This window comes from Exiguobacterium antarcticum DSM 14480, from assembly GCF_000685865.1.
Classification (GTDB): domain Bacteria; phylum Bacillota; class Bacilli; order Exiguobacteriales; family Exiguobacteriaceae; genus Exiguobacterium_A; species Exiguobacterium_A antarcticum.
Genome location: NZ_JMKS01000005.1, coordinates 579,987 through 597,066, shown reverse-complemented (window position 1 = coordinate 597,066; position 17,080 = coordinate 579,987). Strand labels below are relative to the sequence as shown.

At 48.4% G+C, this 17,080-nt stretch carries 21 protein-coding genes; 3 read left to right on the top strand and 18 right to left on the bottom strand.

The window, feature by feature from the left end; translation table 11 throughout:
- The first annotated feature begins 90 nt into the window (after window positions 1-90).
- Window positions 91-555 carry a DUF309 domain-containing protein gene (locus P404_RS0114360; RefSeq protein WP_014969987.1) on the top strand — a complete coding sequence of 155 codons (465 nt, stop codon included), beginning with the start codon at window positions 91-93 and terminating at the stop codon, window positions 553-555.
- Window positions 556-587: 32 nt separating this feature from the next.
- Here P404_RS0114360 and P404_RS0114355 read toward each other — a convergent pair whose 3' ends face one another.
- From P404_RS0114355 to P404_RS0114310, 10 genes are all read right to left on the bottom strand, one after another.
- Window positions 588-935, bottom strand: a complete 348-nt coding sequence (locus P404_RS0114355; RefSeq protein WP_014969986.1) for a GNAT family N-acetyltransferase — start codon at window positions 933-935, stop codon at window positions 588-590.
- Window positions 936-1,217: 282 nt separating this feature from the next.
- The gene (locus P404_RS0114350; RefSeq protein ID WP_026831110.1) at window positions 1,218-1,751 is read right to left on the bottom strand and encodes a type 1 glutamine amidotransferase domain-containing protein; all 534 of its coding nucleotides are present in this window, start codon (window positions 1,749-1,751) and stop codon (window positions 1,218-1,220) included.
- Window positions 1,752-1,848: 97 nt separating this feature from the next.
- The gene (locus tag P404_RS0114345) at window positions 1,849-2,286 is read right to left on the bottom strand and encodes a peptidylprolyl isomerase (RefSeq protein WP_014969984.1); all 438 of its coding nucleotides are present in this window, start codon (window positions 2,284-2,286) and stop codon (window positions 1,849-1,851) included.
- A gap of 107 nt (window positions 2,287-2,393) precedes the next feature.
- A complete protein-coding gene (locus P404_RS0114340) occupies window positions 2,394-3,398 on the bottom strand; it encodes a S66 family peptidase (RefSeq protein WP_014969983.1) in 1,005 nt (334 codons plus the stop codon).
- Window positions 3,399-3,483: 85 nt separating this feature from the next.
- Window positions 3,484-4,785, bottom strand: a complete 1,302-nt coding sequence (locus tag P404_RS0114335) for a pyrimidine-nucleoside phosphorylase (RefSeq protein ID WP_026831109.1) — start codon at window positions 4,783-4,785, stop codon at window positions 3,484-3,486.
- A 30-nt stretch (window positions 4,786-4,815) separates the two neighbouring features.
- Complete coding sequence (locus P404_RS0114330) at window positions 4,816-5,628, bottom strand: purine-nucleoside phosphorylase (protein ID WP_026831108.1); 813 nt, start codon at window positions 5,626-5,628, stop codon at window positions 4,816-4,818.
- 19 nt (window positions 5,629-5,647) lie between these two features.
- Window positions 5,648-6,820, bottom strand: a complete 1,173-nt coding sequence (gene deoB / locus P404_RS0114325) for a phosphopentomutase (RefSeq protein WP_014969980.1) — start codon at window positions 6,818-6,820, stop codon at window positions 5,648-5,650.
- A gap of 133 nt (window positions 6,821-6,953) precedes the next feature.
- Window positions 6,954-7,838: a site-specific tyrosine recombinase XerD gene (xerD, locus tag P404_RS0114320; protein ID WP_014969979.1), complete on the bottom strand. Its 885-nt coding sequence runs from the start codon at window positions 7,836-7,838 to the stop codon at window positions 6,954-6,956.
- A gap of 125 nt (window positions 7,839-7,963) precedes the next feature.
- Window positions 7,964-8,446, bottom strand: coding sequence for a ferric iron uptake transcriptional regulator (gene fur, locus P404_RS0114315; protein ID WP_014969978.1), 483 nt, complete (start codon window positions 8,444-8,446; stop codon window positions 7,964-7,966).
- A 96-nt stretch (window positions 8,447-8,542) separates the two neighbouring features.
- Window positions 8,543-9,079, bottom strand: a complete 537-nt coding sequence (locus P404_RS0114310; RefSeq protein ID WP_026831107.1) for an NUDIX hydrolase — start codon at window positions 9,077-9,079, stop codon at window positions 8,543-8,545.
- A gap of 185 nt (window positions 9,080-9,264) precedes the next feature.
- Here P404_RS0114310 and P404_RS0114300 point away from each other — a divergent pair, with 185 nt between their 5' ends.
- Window positions 9,265-10,119, top strand: a complete 855-nt coding sequence (locus P404_RS0114300; RefSeq protein ID WP_051590522.1) for an aldo/keto reductase — start codon at window positions 9,265-9,267, stop codon at window positions 10,117-10,119.
- 68 nt (window positions 10,120-10,187) lie between these two features.
- Window positions 10,188-10,844 carry a type 1 glutamine amidotransferase domain-containing protein gene (locus P404_RS0114295; RefSeq protein WP_026831105.1) on the top strand — a complete coding sequence of 219 codons (657 nt, stop codon included), beginning with the start codon at window positions 10,188-10,190 and terminating at the stop codon, window positions 10,842-10,844.
- A gap of 81 nt (window positions 10,845-10,925) precedes the next feature.
- On the opposite strand, the gene P404_RS0114290 is transcribed toward P404_RS0114295, so the two are convergent.
- The 8 genes from P404_RS0114290 to P404_RS0114255 all read right to left on the bottom strand — a co-directional run bounded on the left by P404_RS0114290 (window position 10,926) and on the right by P404_RS0114255 (window position 17,075).
- On the bottom strand, window positions 10,926-11,549 hold the full coding sequence (locus P404_RS0114290) for a hypothetical protein (protein WP_014969973.1): 624 nt from the start codon (window positions 11,547-11,549) through the stop codon (window positions 10,926-10,928).
- Window positions 11,550-11,682: 133 nt separating this feature from the next.
- A complete protein-coding gene (locus tag P404_RS0114285) occupies window positions 11,683-12,219 on the bottom strand; it encodes a PadR family transcriptional regulator (protein WP_014969972.1) in 537 nt (178 codons plus the stop codon).
- A gap of 133 nt (window positions 12,220-12,352) precedes the next feature.
- The gene (locus P404_RS0114280; protein ID WP_026831104.1) at window positions 12,353-12,946 is read right to left on the bottom strand and encodes an NUDIX hydrolase; all 594 of its coding nucleotides are present in this window, start codon (window positions 12,944-12,946) and stop codon (window positions 12,353-12,355) included.
- Complete coding sequence (locus tag P404_RS0114275; protein ID WP_014969970.1) at window positions 12,943-13,524, bottom strand: CDP-alcohol phosphatidyltransferase family protein; 582 nt, start codon at window positions 13,522-13,524, stop codon at window positions 12,943-12,945. The genes P404_RS0114280 and P404_RS0114275 overlap by 4 nt, the downstream gene beginning before the upstream one ends.
- Window position 13,525: 1 nt before the next feature.
- Window positions 13,526-14,416 carry an ABC transporter ATP-binding protein gene (locus tag P404_RS0114270; protein ID WP_026831103.1) on the bottom strand — a complete coding sequence of 297 codons (891 nt, stop codon included), beginning with the start codon at window positions 14,414-14,416 and terminating at the stop codon, window positions 13,526-13,528.
- Window positions 14,388-15,134, bottom strand: coding sequence for an ABC transporter permease subunit (locus P404_RS0114265; RefSeq protein WP_026831102.1), 747 nt, complete (start codon window positions 15,132-15,134; stop codon window positions 14,388-14,390). Before P404_RS0114265 ends, P404_RS0114270 begins: the two co-directional genes overlap by 29 nt.
- Window positions 15,131-15,895 carry an ABC transporter permease family protein gene (locus P404_RS0114260; protein WP_026831101.1) on the bottom strand — a complete coding sequence of 255 codons (765 nt, stop codon included), beginning with the start codon at window positions 15,893-15,895 and terminating at the stop codon, window positions 15,131-15,133. The genes P404_RS0114265 and P404_RS0114260 overlap by 4 nt, the downstream gene beginning before the upstream one ends.
- Complete coding sequence (locus P404_RS0114255; protein ID WP_014969966.1) at window positions 15,882-17,075, bottom strand: ABC transporter substrate-binding protein; 1,194 nt, start codon at window positions 17,073-17,075, stop codon at window positions 15,882-15,884. The genes P404_RS0114260 and P404_RS0114255 overlap by 14 nt, the downstream gene beginning before the upstream one ends.
- Between the last annotated feature and the right edge of the window lie 5 nt (window positions 17,076-17,080).

Here is a 17,080-nt window from a genome sequence, read left to right as displayed (position 1 = left end):
CTCCCTGCCCATCAACGTTTTTTGCGCCTTAGTATACCACACATCACGCTACTTCGACTATGCTATATTAAAAGGAAAGGAGGTGCACCGATGCATCCAATCGAACAATTCGCTTTCGAATTTAATGTGCAACAGGACTATTTCGAGTGCCACGAAGTGCTTGAAGAACTGTGGCAAGCAGGTCATCGACAAGATGAGGCCCTCGTCGCCTTGATCCAGCTTGCGGTCGCGCGGTACCATCATCGCCGGGGGAACTTACCCGGTGCCATGCGGACCTATCCGAAAGCCTTTCAAAAAATCACACGTCACAAAGGCTCGTTGACGGGTCACGGCATCGACGTCGACCGTCTACTCGCGTTACAACCGCTGTTCACTCAGCCCGACTATCAGCACTTGCCGTTACCGTTAACGGAAGACTTGACGCGACGTGTCCAACAACTTCCGATTGAATATCGGCACGACCCGTCCTTTTTACTGCATAAACATGTGTTGCGTGATCGACAAGATGTCATCACGGCGAGACAGATTGCTCTAGCTGCACGGGCAAGGAAATGAAAAAACCGGTCCGAAAATACATGGACCGGTTTTTATTGGGTTTTCCACTTTTCAACAAGCCGACTGGTTTCTTCCGTTGCCCCCGTAATCTCCATTCGGATCATCTTTTCTGCCGCATCAAGCAACATGTAAGACATCCGTTCTCCCCGGAATGACGGGGACAAGGCGATATGTTTCAATTCAGCGTGGCCATCCACTAATTGAAACCCGATGATTCCGATAAAGTCTTCATCTTGTTTATAGAGATACAACTGTTGATTTTCATCTTGTTCATAGGTTTGAACCGTTTCAAGCAAATACTTTGGATCCTTCACTTCACACGAAAAAGCGATTAACCCCATCGCGGTCCGTTCATTCAACTTTTTATATTTTACTAGCATCTGATTCTACACCTTCCTAGTTTCAACAACTCTCAGGAGTATGATCGACTGAGACTTGTTTATTCTACACCTTCTCGACTCAAATTACCTCACTTTTTTGTCCATTCACACAAAAATCAAGTTGAAATCCGGTGGATCATCGTTCGCTTGCCATGCTTTTCTCAGGAGATATTTTTTTCCGCCGGCGCGTGATTGTGTCTAGACAAGAACAGGGGCTGGATTAGGAAATCCGCCCCCACGTTCCGCTTAAAGATCAATTTTTGCGTATTCTTCGACGGCTGTTTACGCTTTTTTCGAAGCCTCAAGCACCGTGATGAATTCACGCATATAATCTGGTAAATCGGGCGGACGACGGCTCGAAACGATATGTCCGTCGACGACAACGGCTTCATCGTGCCAAATCGCCCCGGCATTCGTCATATCATCCTTGATCCCCGGTGTACTCGTGACGTTGACTCCGTCTAAAACACCTGCTGAAATCAAGACCCAACCGGCATGACAGATCTGACCGATCGGTTGTTTCGTTTGATCAAAGTGGCGGACCATGGCAAGGACGGAATCAAACCGGCGTAATAAATCTGGTGACCAGCCGCCCGGTACTAAAATCGCATCGTAATCTGCCGGATTGATCTCGTCAAACGTTTTGTCTGACACAATCGGGACACCGTATTTTCCGATGTATTTTTCATCGGCCTTTTCACCGACGATCTCAACGACGGCCCCTTCTTCCCGTAATCGGTGGACCGGGTACCACAGCTCTAAATCTTCAAAATCATTACTGACAAGTTGGATGATTTTTTTTCCTGCTAAACGCATCATGGATCGCTCCTTCATTTTTGGATTCTTTTTGTCACTTCCCGTAATCAACCGAAAAAAAACTCCCCTTCTTTCATCAAAGAAGGAGAGGAATGACTTACGCTTCGACGCGAATTTCTTTAATGCCGGCGCCTTGCTTCATTTTTTGAGCATGTTCAAGACCGGATGTCACTTGTCCGAAGACCGTATGCACGCCGTCGAGATGCGGCTGTGGCTCGTGGACGACGAAGAATTGGCTTGATCCTGTGTTACGGCCTGCGTGCGCCATTGAAAGCGAACCGGCTTTGTGTTTGTGCGGGTATGATGTTGACGTTTCACATGGAATCGTCTTACCAGAACCACCCGTTCCGTTTCCGATCGGGCAACCGCCTTGTGAGACAAAGCCCGGGATGACACGGTGGAAGTTCAATCCATCGTAGAAGTTCGAGTTTGCAAGGTTCTCGAAGTTTTCTGTTGTGATCGGTGCGTCGTCATTAAACAATTCAAACTCAATTTTATTTCCGTCTTCTAATAAGATATATCCAGTTTTTTGCATCGTATACCAACCTTTCGCGCTTTTCAGCTAATGGTGTTCGCCACGACATCTATCATGGCTCCGTTATCTAGTGTATCAAACCTTTACTCAAAACGCAGGTTTTTTACTCACTCGACCGCAGATTCAAGAATTTCGAGTATAACCGTTTCATTTGCCTCGACGGTCGCCCGAATCCCGTTCGGTAACGTCAGGACCGGATCGGTGTGCCCGAAGTCTGCGTCGAGCACGACCGGGAAGTCATAGCCGCGTGTTGCCCGTAAGATGATGTCCTTCAGCGGGAAGTCCGGATCAAAATCGACTTTGCGGGAAAATCGTCCGACGACGAGCGCCGAAATCTTGTCATAGGCCCCGAGATGCCGCAGTTGTGTGAAGTACCGGTCGATCGTTTCCGGCGTCTCACTTTCATCGTCTTCAAGCATCAGGACGACACCGTCGAATGACGGCATGTACGGTGTACCAGCAAGCAATAACAGTGTTCCGAGGTTACCCGCGAGGATCGGACCCGTTCCCTTTCCTTCCCGGGCGACGATGTATCCGTCATTGACGACATGTGTCCGTTTCCGGTCGTCCGCGACGTCCCAGCGTAAGACTTCATCCGTCCACTCGTCTGACGCTTCGATTTGACCAATCGGTCCGGTCTGCATCAGCGTTTTTTCAAACCACTTTTGCGTATACTCGTCGAGTCCTTGCAGCTGACCGAACTGCGGTAAAATCGCCGGTCCGATGAACGTCGTCAAACCGGTCTTCGCATAGATACCGGCATGAAGCGCCGTGATGTCGCTATAGCCCATGAAGATTTTTGGATTGTTCCGAATCAGATCATAATCCAATTCATCGAGCAGTTGATGCGAGTTGAAGCCGCCAATCGTCGTAATGATCGCCTTGATCGATGGGTCAGCAAATGCCATATGTAAATCCTGGATCCGCTCGCCGATTGTCCCTGCCGTGTGGCTGTGGACAGCCGTCGTATTTGGCATCACGAGGACTTGAAAGCCCATCCGTTCGAGCGTCTCGATTCCCCGTTGCAGACGACGGGGTACGTATGCTGCGACCGCGGATGCCGGTGAGAGGATTGCAATCGTATCGCCGACAGTTAGTTTTTTTGGTTTCATCTGTATTCCCCCTTACGTCATTCATTTTACTATAACAAAAAACAACCGACTGGGAAAGAAACCCAGACGGTTGTCAAAAAACGACTTATTGGATGACCGCGTGAACGAGTGGACGTGCTTCTGGCTTCGTCTCACTGATATGGTACGCATGATCCATTTTTTCGATGGCTTGATCGAGTGTTTCTTTGTTCGAACGGAGTGTAGCGATGACATCACCGACTTCAACATAGTCTCCGACTTTCTTGAACAAAGTGACGCTTGCTGCATGGTCGATGACATCAGTCTTCGTTGCACGACCGGCACCAAGAATCATGGCTGCGACACCGACTTCATCCGCGATGATTTCCGAGACGTATCCTGCTTTAGACGCGACGAAATCTTTTTCGAATTTCGTTTCGAGTGCTTTCGACATATCGTCGACGAGCGACGCGTCGCCGCCTTGCGCTGCGATGAATTTCTTGAAGACGTCGAGCGCTGCTCCGTTCGCAAGACGTGTCTCGAGATCCGCATACGCTTCGTCAAACGTCGGGTAGAACTCACCGAGAACTGCCATATGTGAAGCAATCGTCAAGGCGATGACTTTCAAATCACGAACATCTTTCCCTTGAAGGACTTCGATCGCTTCCTTGACTTCGTTCGCATTTCCGATTTCGTTTCCAAGCGGCTGATCCATGTCCGTGATGACGGCAATCGTCTTCCGGTTGACGCTTTTCCCGATCGAGACCATCTCTGTTGCGAGGGCTTTGGCATCGTCTAACGATTTCATGAAGGCACCAGAACCCGTTTTGACGTCGAGGACGATACTGTCGGCACCAGCTGCGATTTTTTTCGACATGATTGAGCTTGCGATCAATGGAATCGAGTTGACCGTCGCCGTCACGTCACGTAAGGCATACAATTTTTTATCGGCCGGTGTCAGGTTACCGGTTTGACCGATGATCGCCATTTTGATGTCGTTGACTTGCGAAACGAATGCTTCTTCCGACAATTCAACATCAAATCCTGGGAATGCTTCGAGTTTGTCGATTGTTCCGCCGGTGTGACCAAGACCACGTCCGCTCATCTTCGCAACCGGAATCCCGATTGACGCGACAAGTGGTGCGACGATCAGACTGATTTTATCGCCAACGCCGCCTGTTGAGTGTTTGTCGACTTTTTTACCGTGGATCCGTGATAAATCAATCACGTCACCTGATTCGACCATCGCCATCGTCAAATCCGCGATTTCACGATCCGACATCCCTTGATAAAAAATCGCCATCGACATCGCTGACATTTGATAGTCAGGAATGTCACCATTCGTGAATCCTTCGACCATCGCTTTAATATCGGCTGTTGATAACTCGCCGCCGTCTCGTTTTGTTGCAATCAAATCTACCATACGCATAATAAGTTCCTCCTCTAGAATAATTCGTGCTTACATTTTTTTAATTGAACCACGGACGAGCGACAAGAAATGGGCTCGGACACGTTCTGTTGTTTCCATGACTTCATCATGATGGAGTGGTTGATCGAGAATCCCTGCTGCCATGTTCGAGACACATGAAATTCCAAGGACACGCATATCCGCGTGACGGGCGACGATGACTTCCGGAACCGTCGACATCCCGACGACATCTCCGCCGAGTAACCGGGCGAGTTTGACTTCAGCCGGTGTTTCATATGTCGGTCCTGTATTCCCGAAGTAGACACCTTGACGGACTGTAATGCCCAGTTCATCTGCCGTGTCTTGCGCAAGACGCAACAACTCTGCATCATACGGTTTTGACATGTCCGGGAAACGTGGTCCCATCTCATCGACGTTTTTGCCGATCAACGGGTTTGTGCCGAAGAAGTTGATATGATCTGTGATCAACATCAAATCGCCCGGTTCGAATGCTTCGTTACAGGCACCGGCTGCATTCGTGACGATCAGTGTTTCGACACCAATCGCTTTCATGACACGGACCGGGAATGTGACCATTTCCATCGAGTAGCCTTCGTAGAAGTGGAAACGTCCTTGCATCGCGACGACTTGTTTGCCTTCGAGTGTCCCGAAGACGAGTTGCCCGGCATGGCCTTCGACCGTCGACACCGGGAAGTTCGGGATATCGCTGTAAGGAATCGCAATCGGATTTTCGATGTCATCCGCAAGGACACCGAGTCCTGACCCGAGAATCAAACCGATTTCCGGTTTCGCTTGCATCTTGCTTTCTAAATACGAACGTGTTTCATTCCAATTGACTGTCATCTGAATCGCTCCCTTAAAATTAAAGTTCTGTTAAGAAACTCTTACCGTGTGCCGGCATCTTCACGTTGAAGTTATCAGCAACCGTCGCACCAAGATCCGCGAACGTCGAACGAATACCTAAATCATTTGCGACACCATTTTTCCGGTAGGCAAGGAGTGGCACATACTCACGTGTGTGGTCCGTTCCCGGGTGAACCGGATCATTTCCATGATCGGCTGTGATGATCAACAAATCATCTTCCTGAAGACGATCAAAAACTTCCGGCAGACGGGCATCAAATTCTTCGAGCGCCTGACCGTATCCTTGTGGATCACGACGGTGACCGAACAAGGCATCAAAATCGACGAGGTTCAAGAAGCAGAGTCCTGTAAAATCACGATCCAGTTGGTTGACGAGCTGATCCATTCCATCCATGTTCGACTTTGTCCGGATGGCATCCGTCACGCCTTCACCGTCAAAGATATCCGCGATTTTCCCAAGCGAAATGACGTCGAGTCCTGCTGTTTCGAGTTCGTTCATGACAGTCCGGTCAAACGGCTTCAAGGCATAGTCGTGACGATTCGACGTCCGGACCCAAGCCCCTTGTTCGCCGAGAAACGGGCGGGCAATGATTCGACCGAGCATGTATGGATCATCACGAGTGATGTCACGCGCATATTCGCAAATCCGGTACAATTCTTCGAGCGGTACGACTTCTTCGTGTGCCGCGATTTGAAGCACGGAATCGGCAGACGTATAGACGATCAAGGCGCCTGTCTCAACATGTTCTTGACCGAGCTCGTCCAAAATCTCCGTACCAGAAGCCGGTTTGTTCCCAATGATTTTGCGACCAGAAAACGTTTCAAGACGACCAATCAAATCTTCCGGGAATTTTTCGAAGACGCGGAATGGCGTATCAATCCGTAAGCCCATGATTTCCCAGTGTCCCGTCATCGTATCTTTTCCGGCAGACACTTCCTCCATCTTTCCATAGGAAGCAAGCGGTGCAAGTTCTGCTGATACACCTTGAACCGGTTCGATATGCGACAGGCCCAGTTTTGCCAGATGTGGCATATTGAGTCCATTACGCTCTTGTGCGATGTGACCAAGCGTATGTGCACCTACATCACCAAATTGTTCTGCATCCGGCGCTTCGCCGATTCCCACTGAATCCATGACGACTAAAAAAATCCGTTTAAATGATTGAGCCATGTTAAAATTCCTCCTAAATACATAATTCTTACTAAATACAAATACAAGACAAATCCCGTTACGATTTTTCCCGCAAACAGGCTAGACCAAACCCTCTATTTGTCTGAAGTCAGACCTTTTTAATGCAGAACCATCACGCACGTGGATGATGGTTCTTATAGACATCGTGAAGTCTTGCCTTGTTGACATGCGTATACATTTGGGTCGTCGACAAATCCGCGTGACCCAACATTTCCTGGACGACCCGTAAATCGGCTCCGTTCTCAAGAAGGTGGGTCGCAAACGAGTGCCGCAAGACATGGGGGGTGATTTCTTTTTCAATCCCTGCTTCTTTGGCACGACGTTTAATCATCTTCCAAAAGCCTTGCCGCGATAAACGATTGCCCCGGCTGTTCAGGAAGACATAGTCGGTCTGTTGTCCCCCTAAACTATTCCGTGCTAACTCGAGATAGGTCGAGACACTGTCAATTGCCGTCTGACTAATCGGGATAATCCGTGTTTTATTTCCTTTTCCAAGACAAGATAAATAACCCAGTTCGAGCTGCAAGTCATTCAGCGTCAGTTGTAACAGTTCACTGACACGCATGCCTGTGCCGTACAACAACTCAAGCATCGCTGCATCGCGCCGGACGAGTGGATCATTTCCGACGACTGAATCGAGCAGACGAACGATATCCGTTTGACTCCAGACGACCGGCAGTTTTTTATCCGGTTTCGGTAAATCTAAATGCCGCGACGGATCGTGGCGGACGATTTGCCGTTCCACTAAAAACTGATGAAACGACCGAATCGAACTCGTTGATCGTCGAACGGTCGAGCGCGACTTTTGTGCGTCTAACAGAGATTCGATGTGAAGGACGATATGGTGTCGCGTGACGTCTTCCGCAGAAGAAATCCCTTCCCGCTCCAATGTCGTCAAGTACTGGTTCAAATCATTTCGATACGCAGCTGCCGTATTCGCCGACATCTGCCGTTCAATCACTAAATAGTCGATAAATGTCTCCAGTTGTTCCCTCACTGAACTCATCCTCTATCATTAAGAAATCGCTTACTTTCCCATCATATCAAAGGTGTAAACCGTTGTGAAGAGGTCTGACCTATATTTTTCAAAAAGAAAAACCGTCCTCAATTTTTCGAGGACAGTCAGACGGTTTGCGTTTGCGATTGTTCTAGTGCTTCCCGTGCGTGACGCTCTTGGCAGACCCGGCACACACCATGAAACGTCAACCGGTGATCCTTGATCTTAAACTGGAAACGGGAGACGATTTCTTTTTCCACGTCTTCTAACATATCATCTAAGATCTCTTCGACGGATCCGCATTCGATACAGACGAGATGGTGATGCGAATGACTCGCGCCCTCTTGCCGTAAATCAAATCGAGATACGCCATCTCCGAAATTGACTTTATCAACGACTTCTAGCTCCGTCAATAGCTCAAGCGTCCGGTAAACCGTCGCCAATCCAATGTCTGAGTTTTTTTCTTTGACCAATAAAAAGACATTCTCCGCACTGAGGTGGTCCGACTCATGTTCAAGTAAGATCCGCACGGTCGCTTCACGTTGGGGAGTCAGCTTATATCCTTTACCGCTCAGCTGTTTTTTTATACGTTCCACACGACTTTCCATCATAGCGCCCCCTTTGGTCGAAACTGATGATTTTATCATAGCTGATAATCAGTCCTTTTTCAAATTAAAATGATTATCAACTGAAAATCATTTAATTTAGAATGATTTTAATGTACGGATGTGCCAATGCTGAATCGCCATGATGGTTTTGGCATCGACAATCGTCCCATTCTCCACTAATTCAATTGCTTGTTCGAGCGTCAATGTCCGGTTCTCTAAAAACTCATCGGCATCCAGCTGACGTTGTCCTGCCGTCAAACCGGTTGCTTCATAAATATGTACCCGTTCACTGCAAAAGCCGGGGGCACCATAAAAATCAAAGACATGTGTCAATTCATTCGCTGTATAACCCGTTTCTTCCTTTAATTCCCGTCCTGCGCAAGCAATCGGATCTTCGTCTTTTTCAAGTTTCCCTGCCGGAATTTCAATCGATAATTGTTCAAAAGCTTTCCGGTACTGCTCGACAACCAACAAATCACCTTTTTCATCAAAGGCGATGATGGCGACGGCCCCGTTATGATAGACCAGTTCCCGAATCGATGTGTTGCCGTTTGGTAAACTGACGACATGTTTTTCGACGTTAAATACTTTTCCCTCGTAAATGATTTCCCGCTCTACTGTTTTTTCTTCCATCATAGACACCTCTTCTAATCAAATTTCGTCTTTTTCTCAGTATGCCTGTTTTCGGATTCTTGATGCAAGTCTGTTTCATTTTGCCAGAAGATGACCGGTTCGTGCAAATCCACTCCGGAACATCCATACACAAATATGCTAAACTGATACACAGTAGCATTAGTTGAAAGAAAAGAGGGATTGATATGACACTTGGATTAGGTACGATGACGATTTTAAAGCGGGGTCAAGAGGAAGCCACTGAAATTCTCCGGACTGCGCTCGACGAAGGAATCATTCATTTCGACACGGCGGATGTCTATGCGAATGGTGCCGTCGAATCACTGATCGGGCAAACGTTTTCGCCTGAAGATCGAAGCCGGCTGTTTCTCGCTTCAAAAGGCGGTAACCGGATGAATGACACGGGAACCGGGTGGACATGGGATCCAAGTTACGACTACTTGAAGCAAGCTTGTTTCGAAAGCCTGAACCGACTCGAGACACCGTATCTCGATTTGTATTACGTCCACGGCGGAACGATGGACGACGATCTCGATGCCTCGATCCGCGCGATGAAGGATCTTCAGCAGGAAGGACGGATCAAGGAATACGGATTATCCTCCCTTCGTCCGAACGTCATCAACTACTGGCTCGACAACAGTGACTTTAGTTATTTGATGACACCTTACTCTTTACTCGATCGCCGGATCGAAGAATTATTGCCTCGTCTTCAAGAGCGCAACATTAAACTTGTCGCCCGGGGACCACTCGCGAAAGGTCTCTTGACGACGGAAAGTATGTCTCGTCTGCAGTCGGTCGAACGTTTCGAACAGTATGACAAGGAGCAGCTTGAACAGATTCTCGCGACACTACAGGATTATCCGCTTCCGGCGATGGCTCTTCAAGCAATTGATCAGCAAGCAGAAATCGTCTTGCCCGGCGCCTCCAGCGTGTCCCAATTACAATCCAACCTTCAAGCCATGCGGGAACCGTTGACCGCAGAACAGATTACTCACGTCCTGTCTCTCCTTCCCGTCCACACCTACACGGACCATCGCTAAGGTTTGAATTTTTTCAGACAAGGGAAACTTCTTCTTTGTAACGTTATTACAGAGGAGGAGTTTTTATCATGTCAAAAATTTTAATCGTTTCAACAAGTGCTGACGAAATGAATGGTCACAAAACTGGATTATGGTTCGAGGAGTTTGCTGCCCCGTTTAACTTGTTCCACGAAGCAGGTCATGACGTGACGGTCGTTTCGGTCAAAGGTGGCGACGTGCCGATCGATAAAGCTTCGATGGTCAAAGAAATCTTACCGAAATTCCAAGATGCACGCCGTGCCCTTCATGATACGACACCCCTTTCTGAAGTTGATCCGGCGTCGTTTGATGCCGTCTACTTCCCAGGTGGTCACGGAGCGGTCGTCGATTTCCCGAACAATCCGCTTGTCGCTGGTGCAATCGAAGCGATGGTCAAAAAAGACGGCATCGTGGCTTCAGTTTGTCACGGGCCAGCTGCTTTTGCGCATGTCACGATTGACGGCAAACCATTCGTCTCAGGTCGCCAAATCAACGGCTTCACAGACGAAGAAGAAAAATCAACAGGTCTTGAAGACAAAGTCCCGTTCTTGCTTGAAACGACATTACGTGGTGAAGGCGCAACCTTCCTGACGTCAGATGCCGGAAAAGAATTTGCTGTCATCGACGGCAATGTCATCACGGGTCAAAACCCTGCTTCAAGCGAAGCTGTCGCTAAACTCGTTCTTGCTAAACTTGCAACTGTCTAAACAAATACCAGAAACCAAATCCCCTTTCCGATGTCCACATCGAAAAGGGGATTTTTGTGTTGTCATGCTGAAAGGTCCGATTTACGACAAAACCCGCTCATACGCTGCGATTTCACGACTCAGTTCCTCTAACTTCTGTTTTTGTGTTTCATAGTGCGGTGTCAGGTGGAGATGTTGCTGCTCCAAACTCGTTTGTTCTGCCGGGGTAAAGGCACGGGGAACAACCCTTTCCCGCCGGTACCACCGTTTCGGAATAATCGTCGGTTCCGGACCCGACTTCAAGAGATGGTCGACTTGCTCATACGCCGCCTGGACTTCTTCAAACTGATCTTTGACAGACGGATGCTCCTGACGCAATTGTTCGAGACGAATCGCGACGAACGGTTGCGACTTCAGCACCAGCTGCTGTTTGATCGACTGCTTCAGAATTTGTTTGACTTGTGACCGTTGCACATCTGATTCCGCTTCGTCCGCTACGATCTCAAGATCAAGATCTCCTGCTTCGTCTAAGATCTGCTCCATTTCTTCAAACGATAACCAGACCATCTGTTGCGTGACGAACCGGTCAATCAGTCCGGACTCTTCATAATAGTCACTGATTTCTCCACCTAATTTTAATTCCGCGACGGCATAATGCACTTGATGTTCAATCATCTCGTCCGTCACTTCATCCAACCACTCTTCATAATCTGTAAATACACTCACGTTCTGTATGCCTCCTCTAATGCCAATACAATTCATTTACTGTACCACAACGTCTCCTTCGAATGCGATGTTGACGACGCAAAAAAATCAATCCCCTGTTCTAACAGAAGGATTGATCCAATCGATACATTGCTTAGACATTCGTCTGACTTTTTTTGATTTCTTCCATCGCCCAGTCACACCAATCGAGATAATTCAACATCATCCGTAACCCGTATTCACTCGTCAACGTTTCACCCAGGGTCGCCCCGTTTTCCAGATGGTCTTTCCGCCAGATTTGCATCATATCGACGGCAAACTGATGGTGCCGTTTGGACTCGGCTAGGTACAAAATCGCCTCATCCGGTGGTAAGAGGTGTAACAAGGACACCCGCATCAAGTTTTCATCTTTCATTTTCGGTTTGAATTCACTCGGTGCGCGAAGCCAGGCGACGAGTGCCGTTTGTCCGTCTTCTGTGATGGAATATACCTTTTTATCCGGTAGGTCTTCTTGCACGATATAGACACTCGTCACGAGTTGATCTTCTTCCATTTTCAGTAATTCTCGGTAAATTTGTGTATGATGTGCCGTCCAAAAATGAGTCATCTGTTTTTTGAACGTCGTACTTAAATCATATCCGGTCGCTTCTCCTTGAGTTAGCAGTCCGAGCAATGCAAATCGTAACGCCACTGGCTGCACCTTCTTTCATCATATATATATTGTTAATTATCTCAAAGAATAGACCAATATGCTACTTTCTGCCTAGCTTTGCCTCTAAAAAGAAAAAAGGACTGCCGCATTGATTTGCGCCGCAGCCCTCATGTTAAGTTTTTCGTGCACGATAGGCGCGAATCCCTTCGTTGACTTTTCTCCAGTAACGCACCGGGTGGGGCACAAATTGTTCCCGGCGGATGATTTCTTGACCGACCGTGACCAATTCGTCCGTCCCGTCTTCTGTTAGTCGGGCGAATTCAGAAAAAGAAAAAGCTACCAATCGACTGACTTCCGTCGACTGCAAGACATAACGATGCAACGGCTCCGATGAATCCGTGATGAACAAATGAACCCGTTCACGATCCAGCAAATCAGGGAAAATCAACTCTTCCAAAAAGACGCCGATCGGATACAAGTCTTCGAACGCCCGGACGAGACCGATCTCTTCTTCGAGTTCTCGGACCCCCTCTGCCGGTGTCTCGCCTGCCAGCAGATGTCCTGCTGCCGTGATATCGAGTAACTCGGGAAAATCTTTTTTCTGTTTTGCCCGTTGCTGTAAAAGAACATATCCCTTTTCAAGATCAACGACAAAACAGTGAAACGTCTCGTGCCACAGCCCTTTCGTATGCACCGTTTGTCGGGTAGCCCGGTAAAGCGGACGACCGGATACATCGACCACCATCAGTTGTTCCGATTCACTCATCGTAATACCTTCGAAGCTTGATAAAACCGTTCTCCGACCGTATACAGTTCAGCAATCAAGAAGACGATCGCAATCCAAATGATGGCACTCGGAAACAATAACATCGCGGTTAGAAAAAGGAAACCTTCCGTCCGTTCGACAAGACCCGGTTGGTACTGGAACGATTTAAATCCATAATTGTCACTGACTGCACCGATGGCAAGAAACATCGTCATACCGATCACAAACGAAGCAATCAAAAACAAGATGACGACCTGTGTCTCCGGAAAACGAAGGGCAATCCCAATCAAAACGGACAATTCGACGATACGATCCAGGACTAAATCAAGGATCGTCCCGATCGGTGTCGTCTTTTCACGCCGTGCCATTGTTCCGTCCACGACGTCAAGCATCCCGGAAATCCATAATAGTAAGATTGCAATTCCCATCATATCGTTATAAACAAAAAAACCGGTCGAGGCGCCAATGATTCCGGAAATGATGGTCACTTGATTCGCCGAAAGTCCCATCTTCTTCAATAATGTCGCAATTTGCTCAAAAAGGGGCTGGACGAATTTTCTGGCCCGTGTATCTAACATACTACCCCTCCTTCCTGACGATATAAGCTGTCGTCGTTTCCTGGAACGTCTCCATCGTCTGCACGACAAGACGTTCTCCCGTGTCGCGTTCGACTTCATAAAAACGAACGCCATACTGGATCAGCTCTTTCGTAATCGTAACACGTTCTTGTAAGTCATTCGTCGGTCTTAAGGCTAACTTTACTCCCGACAAGGGATACCATTCGCCGCTCAAATGAACACCGTCTCCAAAAAACGGACTTTTTTCTGCCAGTTGAACCGGATTTCCCTGATCGATGATATGCCCCTGTTCCATGACGTAGACATAATCCGCCATTGCCATCGCTTCTTCCCGGTCATGTGTCACGAGCAAGGTCGTCACGCCTTGCGCCTCTGTCAAACGTCGGATCAATGTCCGCAGTTCACGTCGCCGTGGTAAATCGAGACTTGAGAACGGTTCGTCGAGCAATAAAAAATTCGGTCGGCTTGCCAACGCACGGGCCAAGCTCGCCCGTTGCTGTTCACCACCGGACAATTCATGGACAAAGGCGTCCGCTCGTCCGCTTAACCCGACCCGGTCCAACCACTGCTCTACCTCCTGCTTGTGACCAGCTTTCATTCCAAGCCGGACGTTTTGTCCGACCGTCAGATGCGGAAACAATAACGGACGCTGAAACAGCATCGTCACCCCCCGCTGGTTCGGTGCGACCCGTGTCATCTCTGTCGCTCCGAAATGGATCGCCCCACTCGAGACCTTCTCCAATCCGGCAATCAGTCGTAATAAGGTCGTTTTCCCGCTCCCACTAGGACCGACGAGTGCTACACAACGGCCCGATGGAATCGTTAAATCAATCTCATGTAAGACTTTTTTTTGACCAAATGTTTTATTTACGTGCTGGATCGTAACGTCCATCTAACAGCCTCCGAACTAGTTGAACCCATATAAAAAAAAGAATGAGTTGAACAAAATAAATCAAAAAAGGTAAGGCAATCAGCCAGAGCGTCGCTTCTTTTGCTGCTGCCAACGAATTCCCGCTATACAGCGGAAACGCTTCGAGCGCGATCATCCGGACGACACCCCCGCCAATCAAGGTGACGAGTGCATACTGGCTCAAGGCAATCACCGTCACAAGTAACGTGACCGATTGTAAAGACGAACGCATCATCGGTCCCGTCAAGAAAAAGAACCGTTTGAAGCGATTCGGCTCAATTAAGACCATCTGTTCCATCATCTGCTCGCCTAATGTCTGAAATCCATTTGTGTAAATCCGGATCGTATACGGCAGTGTCGGCAATAACAACACAAGCAAGACGCCGAGGAATTGATCAGCGAGTCCTAGCCGGATCCACGTCAGATACAATCCAAACGACAGCAACAAGACCGGCAAAAAGAGCGGTAAGCTGATCAGTAATTCCATCAGTCGAGTCGTTCGTCCTGTTTTAAAAGCAATCGCTTTACCCGCTCCATAACCAATCAGATGATTGAGGAACGTCGCCGCGACAATCATCGTGATCGTCGTCGTCAACGTATCGAGCAGACGCGGATTAAATGCGGACGTCGACGGAAGGAGCCCGATCAAAGGAAGGAGGACAACAAGACCTACTAGTCCTTTCACGAATATCGGCTTCATTCTGATCGCCCCTTACTGATTCGGTCCGTCAACGGTCGGATCAATCGTGTAAATAGCAGTAACAAGACAAACAACATCCCGGTCAAGACGACACTGATCGCAAAAGCCGTCGGTTGGCTTGATAAATCACCTTGCGTATATAAATCAAACGCGTAGACGCCGATCATCTTCGGATACGTCACTCCGAGTAGCGCAGGAACCTCATAGGCAAACAACGTAAAGGCAAAGACGATGAACGCCGCTTCCAGGACGGGAAACAGTAAAAAAACACCTTTCCCATGCCAAAAACGCCGCAGATGGGATAAACCTAACATCAAACCAAGTTCTTCATACCGATGATCAAGACGCCGGTAAACCGGCAACAGATAAAAGAAGACAAACGGGATTTCTTTATAGAGATACGTCAAGATGATGCTGAAGTGATTCCCTTCATGCGGACCGATGACGGGCAGGTCACTTAAATAGAGCAACGACAAGTAGGCAGCACCGAGGTGCGGGATGAATAAAGGAATTGCCAGGAGTTGCGCTGTCCAACCCGTTTGTTTGGCAAAAAATGCGGCCAACAATGCACCAATCATTACCGATAATCCGGTACTGCTGACGGCGACATATAAGCTCAGTCCGACACTTTCTAAAAACACGGAGTCAGACAGCAGCTGACGATAATCGGTCCATGTCGTCATCGACAGACTGACGAACAGACCGTAGCCGACCATACCAGCAATCAACAACGTGGCGGGCCAGGCGTTACCTCGCCACACGTTCCGGCCATTCCTTCCGAATGACATCAAACAGTTCCGGATCGAGTTCTGCCCGGACTTTCCCTTTGAATTCGGTTGGTTTAGGTGTCGAATCCGCGGCCGGGACATTTTCGAACGCCATTTGCGCGTCAGAACCTAAGGTCGCGAGATCGAGACTTGTTCCATCGCCCCAATAGGTCGCATCAAATTTCTTCAGCTGTGCCTCAGCTGATAACAACGTATTGATCGTGACGAGTGCCCCATTGGGATTCGGGGCATTAAACGGAATCGATAAAAAATGAGTCGATGCGATCGAACCATCGTCTAAAATCAACGGGCGTGTCTCTTTCGGGAACGTTCCTGATTTCACTTCTTGTTCTGCCCGACGCTCGTTGAAACCCATCGTAAACGAGACGGTCCCTTTTGCGTACAACTGATCGAGTTGTGCCAATGTCTTCGGATACGTCTTGCCTTCTTTCCATAAATAAGGCTTCAATTCATTCAGATAAGCCCATGTTTTCTTAAAGTCGGCTTTCGGGTTCTTTAACGTTTCTTTCGACTCGACACCATACATGACGTGACGGACAAACGCATTTCCCGTGAAGTCGGTCACTTCCGGATAAGTGAATTTCCCCGGATTTTGTTTGACCCAGCTTTTTAACGCCTGGAGATCTTTTGGTGGATTCGCGACACTTCCCTGATCGTAGTGGAACGTATACTGGACTTTCCCCCACGCGGCTTCCAGCTCGTCTGTCGCTGTCCCGCTGTCTGACCCCTGTGCTTGCGGGTCCACATACTTCATGTTCGGTAAGACTTTGGTGATCTCGCCATACAACAAGCCATCTTTTTTAGCATTCCGGAAATTATCGCCGTTGATCCAGACGACATCGATGACACCGGTCTTTTTACCTGCCTTTTTTTCAGCCCGGAGCTTTTGGATAAGGTCCGCCGTTTCGATCGGGACACGTTCCAACGTAATCTGATGTTCTTTTTTTAACTTCGGTGTCACATACTCATCGATATAGGCGTTGATGCCCTCGTCGCCTCCCCACATATACATCCGAACGGTTGTCGCGTTCGCTTCTTTTTCAATCGACGTGTAGGAAGAACCCAGCACTTTTTCCTGTACCGGCGCTGCCGGAGAAGCACATCCTGCAAGGAGCATGCCCATTGCTGCGAGTCCAATCATTGGTTTCATCATCCGTA

What these genes read in the sequence shown, in the direction of transcription:
- P404_RS0114360 (WP_014969987.1), top strand. Translation starts at nt 91, where the DNA reads ATGCATCCAATCGAACAATTCGCTTTCGAATTTAATGTGCAACAGGAC.
- P404_RS0114355 (WP_014969986.1), bottom strand. Translation starts at nt 935, where the DNA reads ATGCTAGTAAAATATAAAAAGTTGAATGAACGGACCGCGATGGGGTTA.
- P404_RS0114350 (WP_026831110.1), bottom strand. Translation starts at nt 1,751, where the DNA reads ATGCGTTTAGCAGGAAAAAAAATCATCCAACTTGTCAGTAATGATTTT.
- P404_RS0114345 (WP_014969984.1), bottom strand. Translation starts at nt 2,286, where the DNA reads ATGCAAAAAACTGGATATATCTTATTAGAAGACGGAAATAAAATTGAG.
- P404_RS0114340 (WP_014969983.1), bottom strand. Translation starts at nt 3,398, where the DNA reads ATGAAACCAAAAAAACTAACTGTCGGCGATACGATTGCAATCCTCTCA.
- P404_RS0114335 (WP_026831109.1), bottom strand. Translation starts at nt 4,785, where the DNA reads ATGCGTATGGTAGATTTGATTGCAACAAAACGAGACGGCGGCGAGTTA.
- P404_RS0114330 (WP_026831108.1), bottom strand. Translation starts at nt 5,628, where the DNA reads ATGACAGTCAATTGGAATGAAACACGTTCGTATTTAGAAAGCAAGATG.
- deoB (WP_014969980.1), bottom strand. Translation starts at nt 6,820, where the DNA reads ATGGCTCAATCATTTAAACGGATTTTTTTAGTCGTCATGGATTCAGTG.
- fur (WP_014969978.1), bottom strand. Translation starts at nt 8,446, where the DNA reads ATGGAAAGTCGTGTGGAACGTATAAAAAAACAGCTGAGCGGTAAAGGA.
- P404_RS0114310 (WP_026831107.1), bottom strand. Translation starts at nt 9,079, where the DNA reads ATGGAAGAAAAAACAGTAGAGCGGGAAATCATTTACGAGGGAAAAGTA.
- P404_RS0114300 (WP_051590522.1), top strand. Translation starts at nt 9,265, where the DNA reads ATGACACTTGGATTAGGTACGATGACGATTTTAAAGCGGGGTCAAGAG.
- P404_RS0114295 (WP_026831105.1), top strand. Translation starts at nt 10,188, where the DNA reads ATGTCAAAAATTTTAATCGTTTCAACAAGTGCTGACGAAATGAATGGT.
- P404_RS0114280 (WP_026831104.1), bottom strand. Translation starts at nt 12,946, where the DNA reads ATGAGTGAATCGGAACAACTGATGGTGGTCGATGTATCCGGTCGTCCG.
- P404_RS0114275 (WP_014969970.1), bottom strand. Translation starts at nt 13,524, where the DNA reads ATGTTAGATACACGGGCCAGAAAATTCGTCCAGCCCCTTTTTGAGCAA.
- P404_RS0114270 (WP_026831103.1), bottom strand. Translation starts at nt 14,416, where the DNA reads ATGGACGTTACGATCCAGCACGTAAATAAAACATTTGGTCAAAAAAAA.
- P404_RS0114265 (WP_026831102.1), bottom strand. Translation starts at nt 15,134, where the DNA reads ATGAAGCCGATATTCGTGAAAGGACTAGTAGGTCTTGTTGTCCTCCTT.
- P404_RS0114255 (WP_014969966.1), bottom strand. Translation starts at nt 17,075, where the DNA reads ATGATGAAACCAATGATTGGACTCGCAGCAATGGGCATGCTCCTTGCA.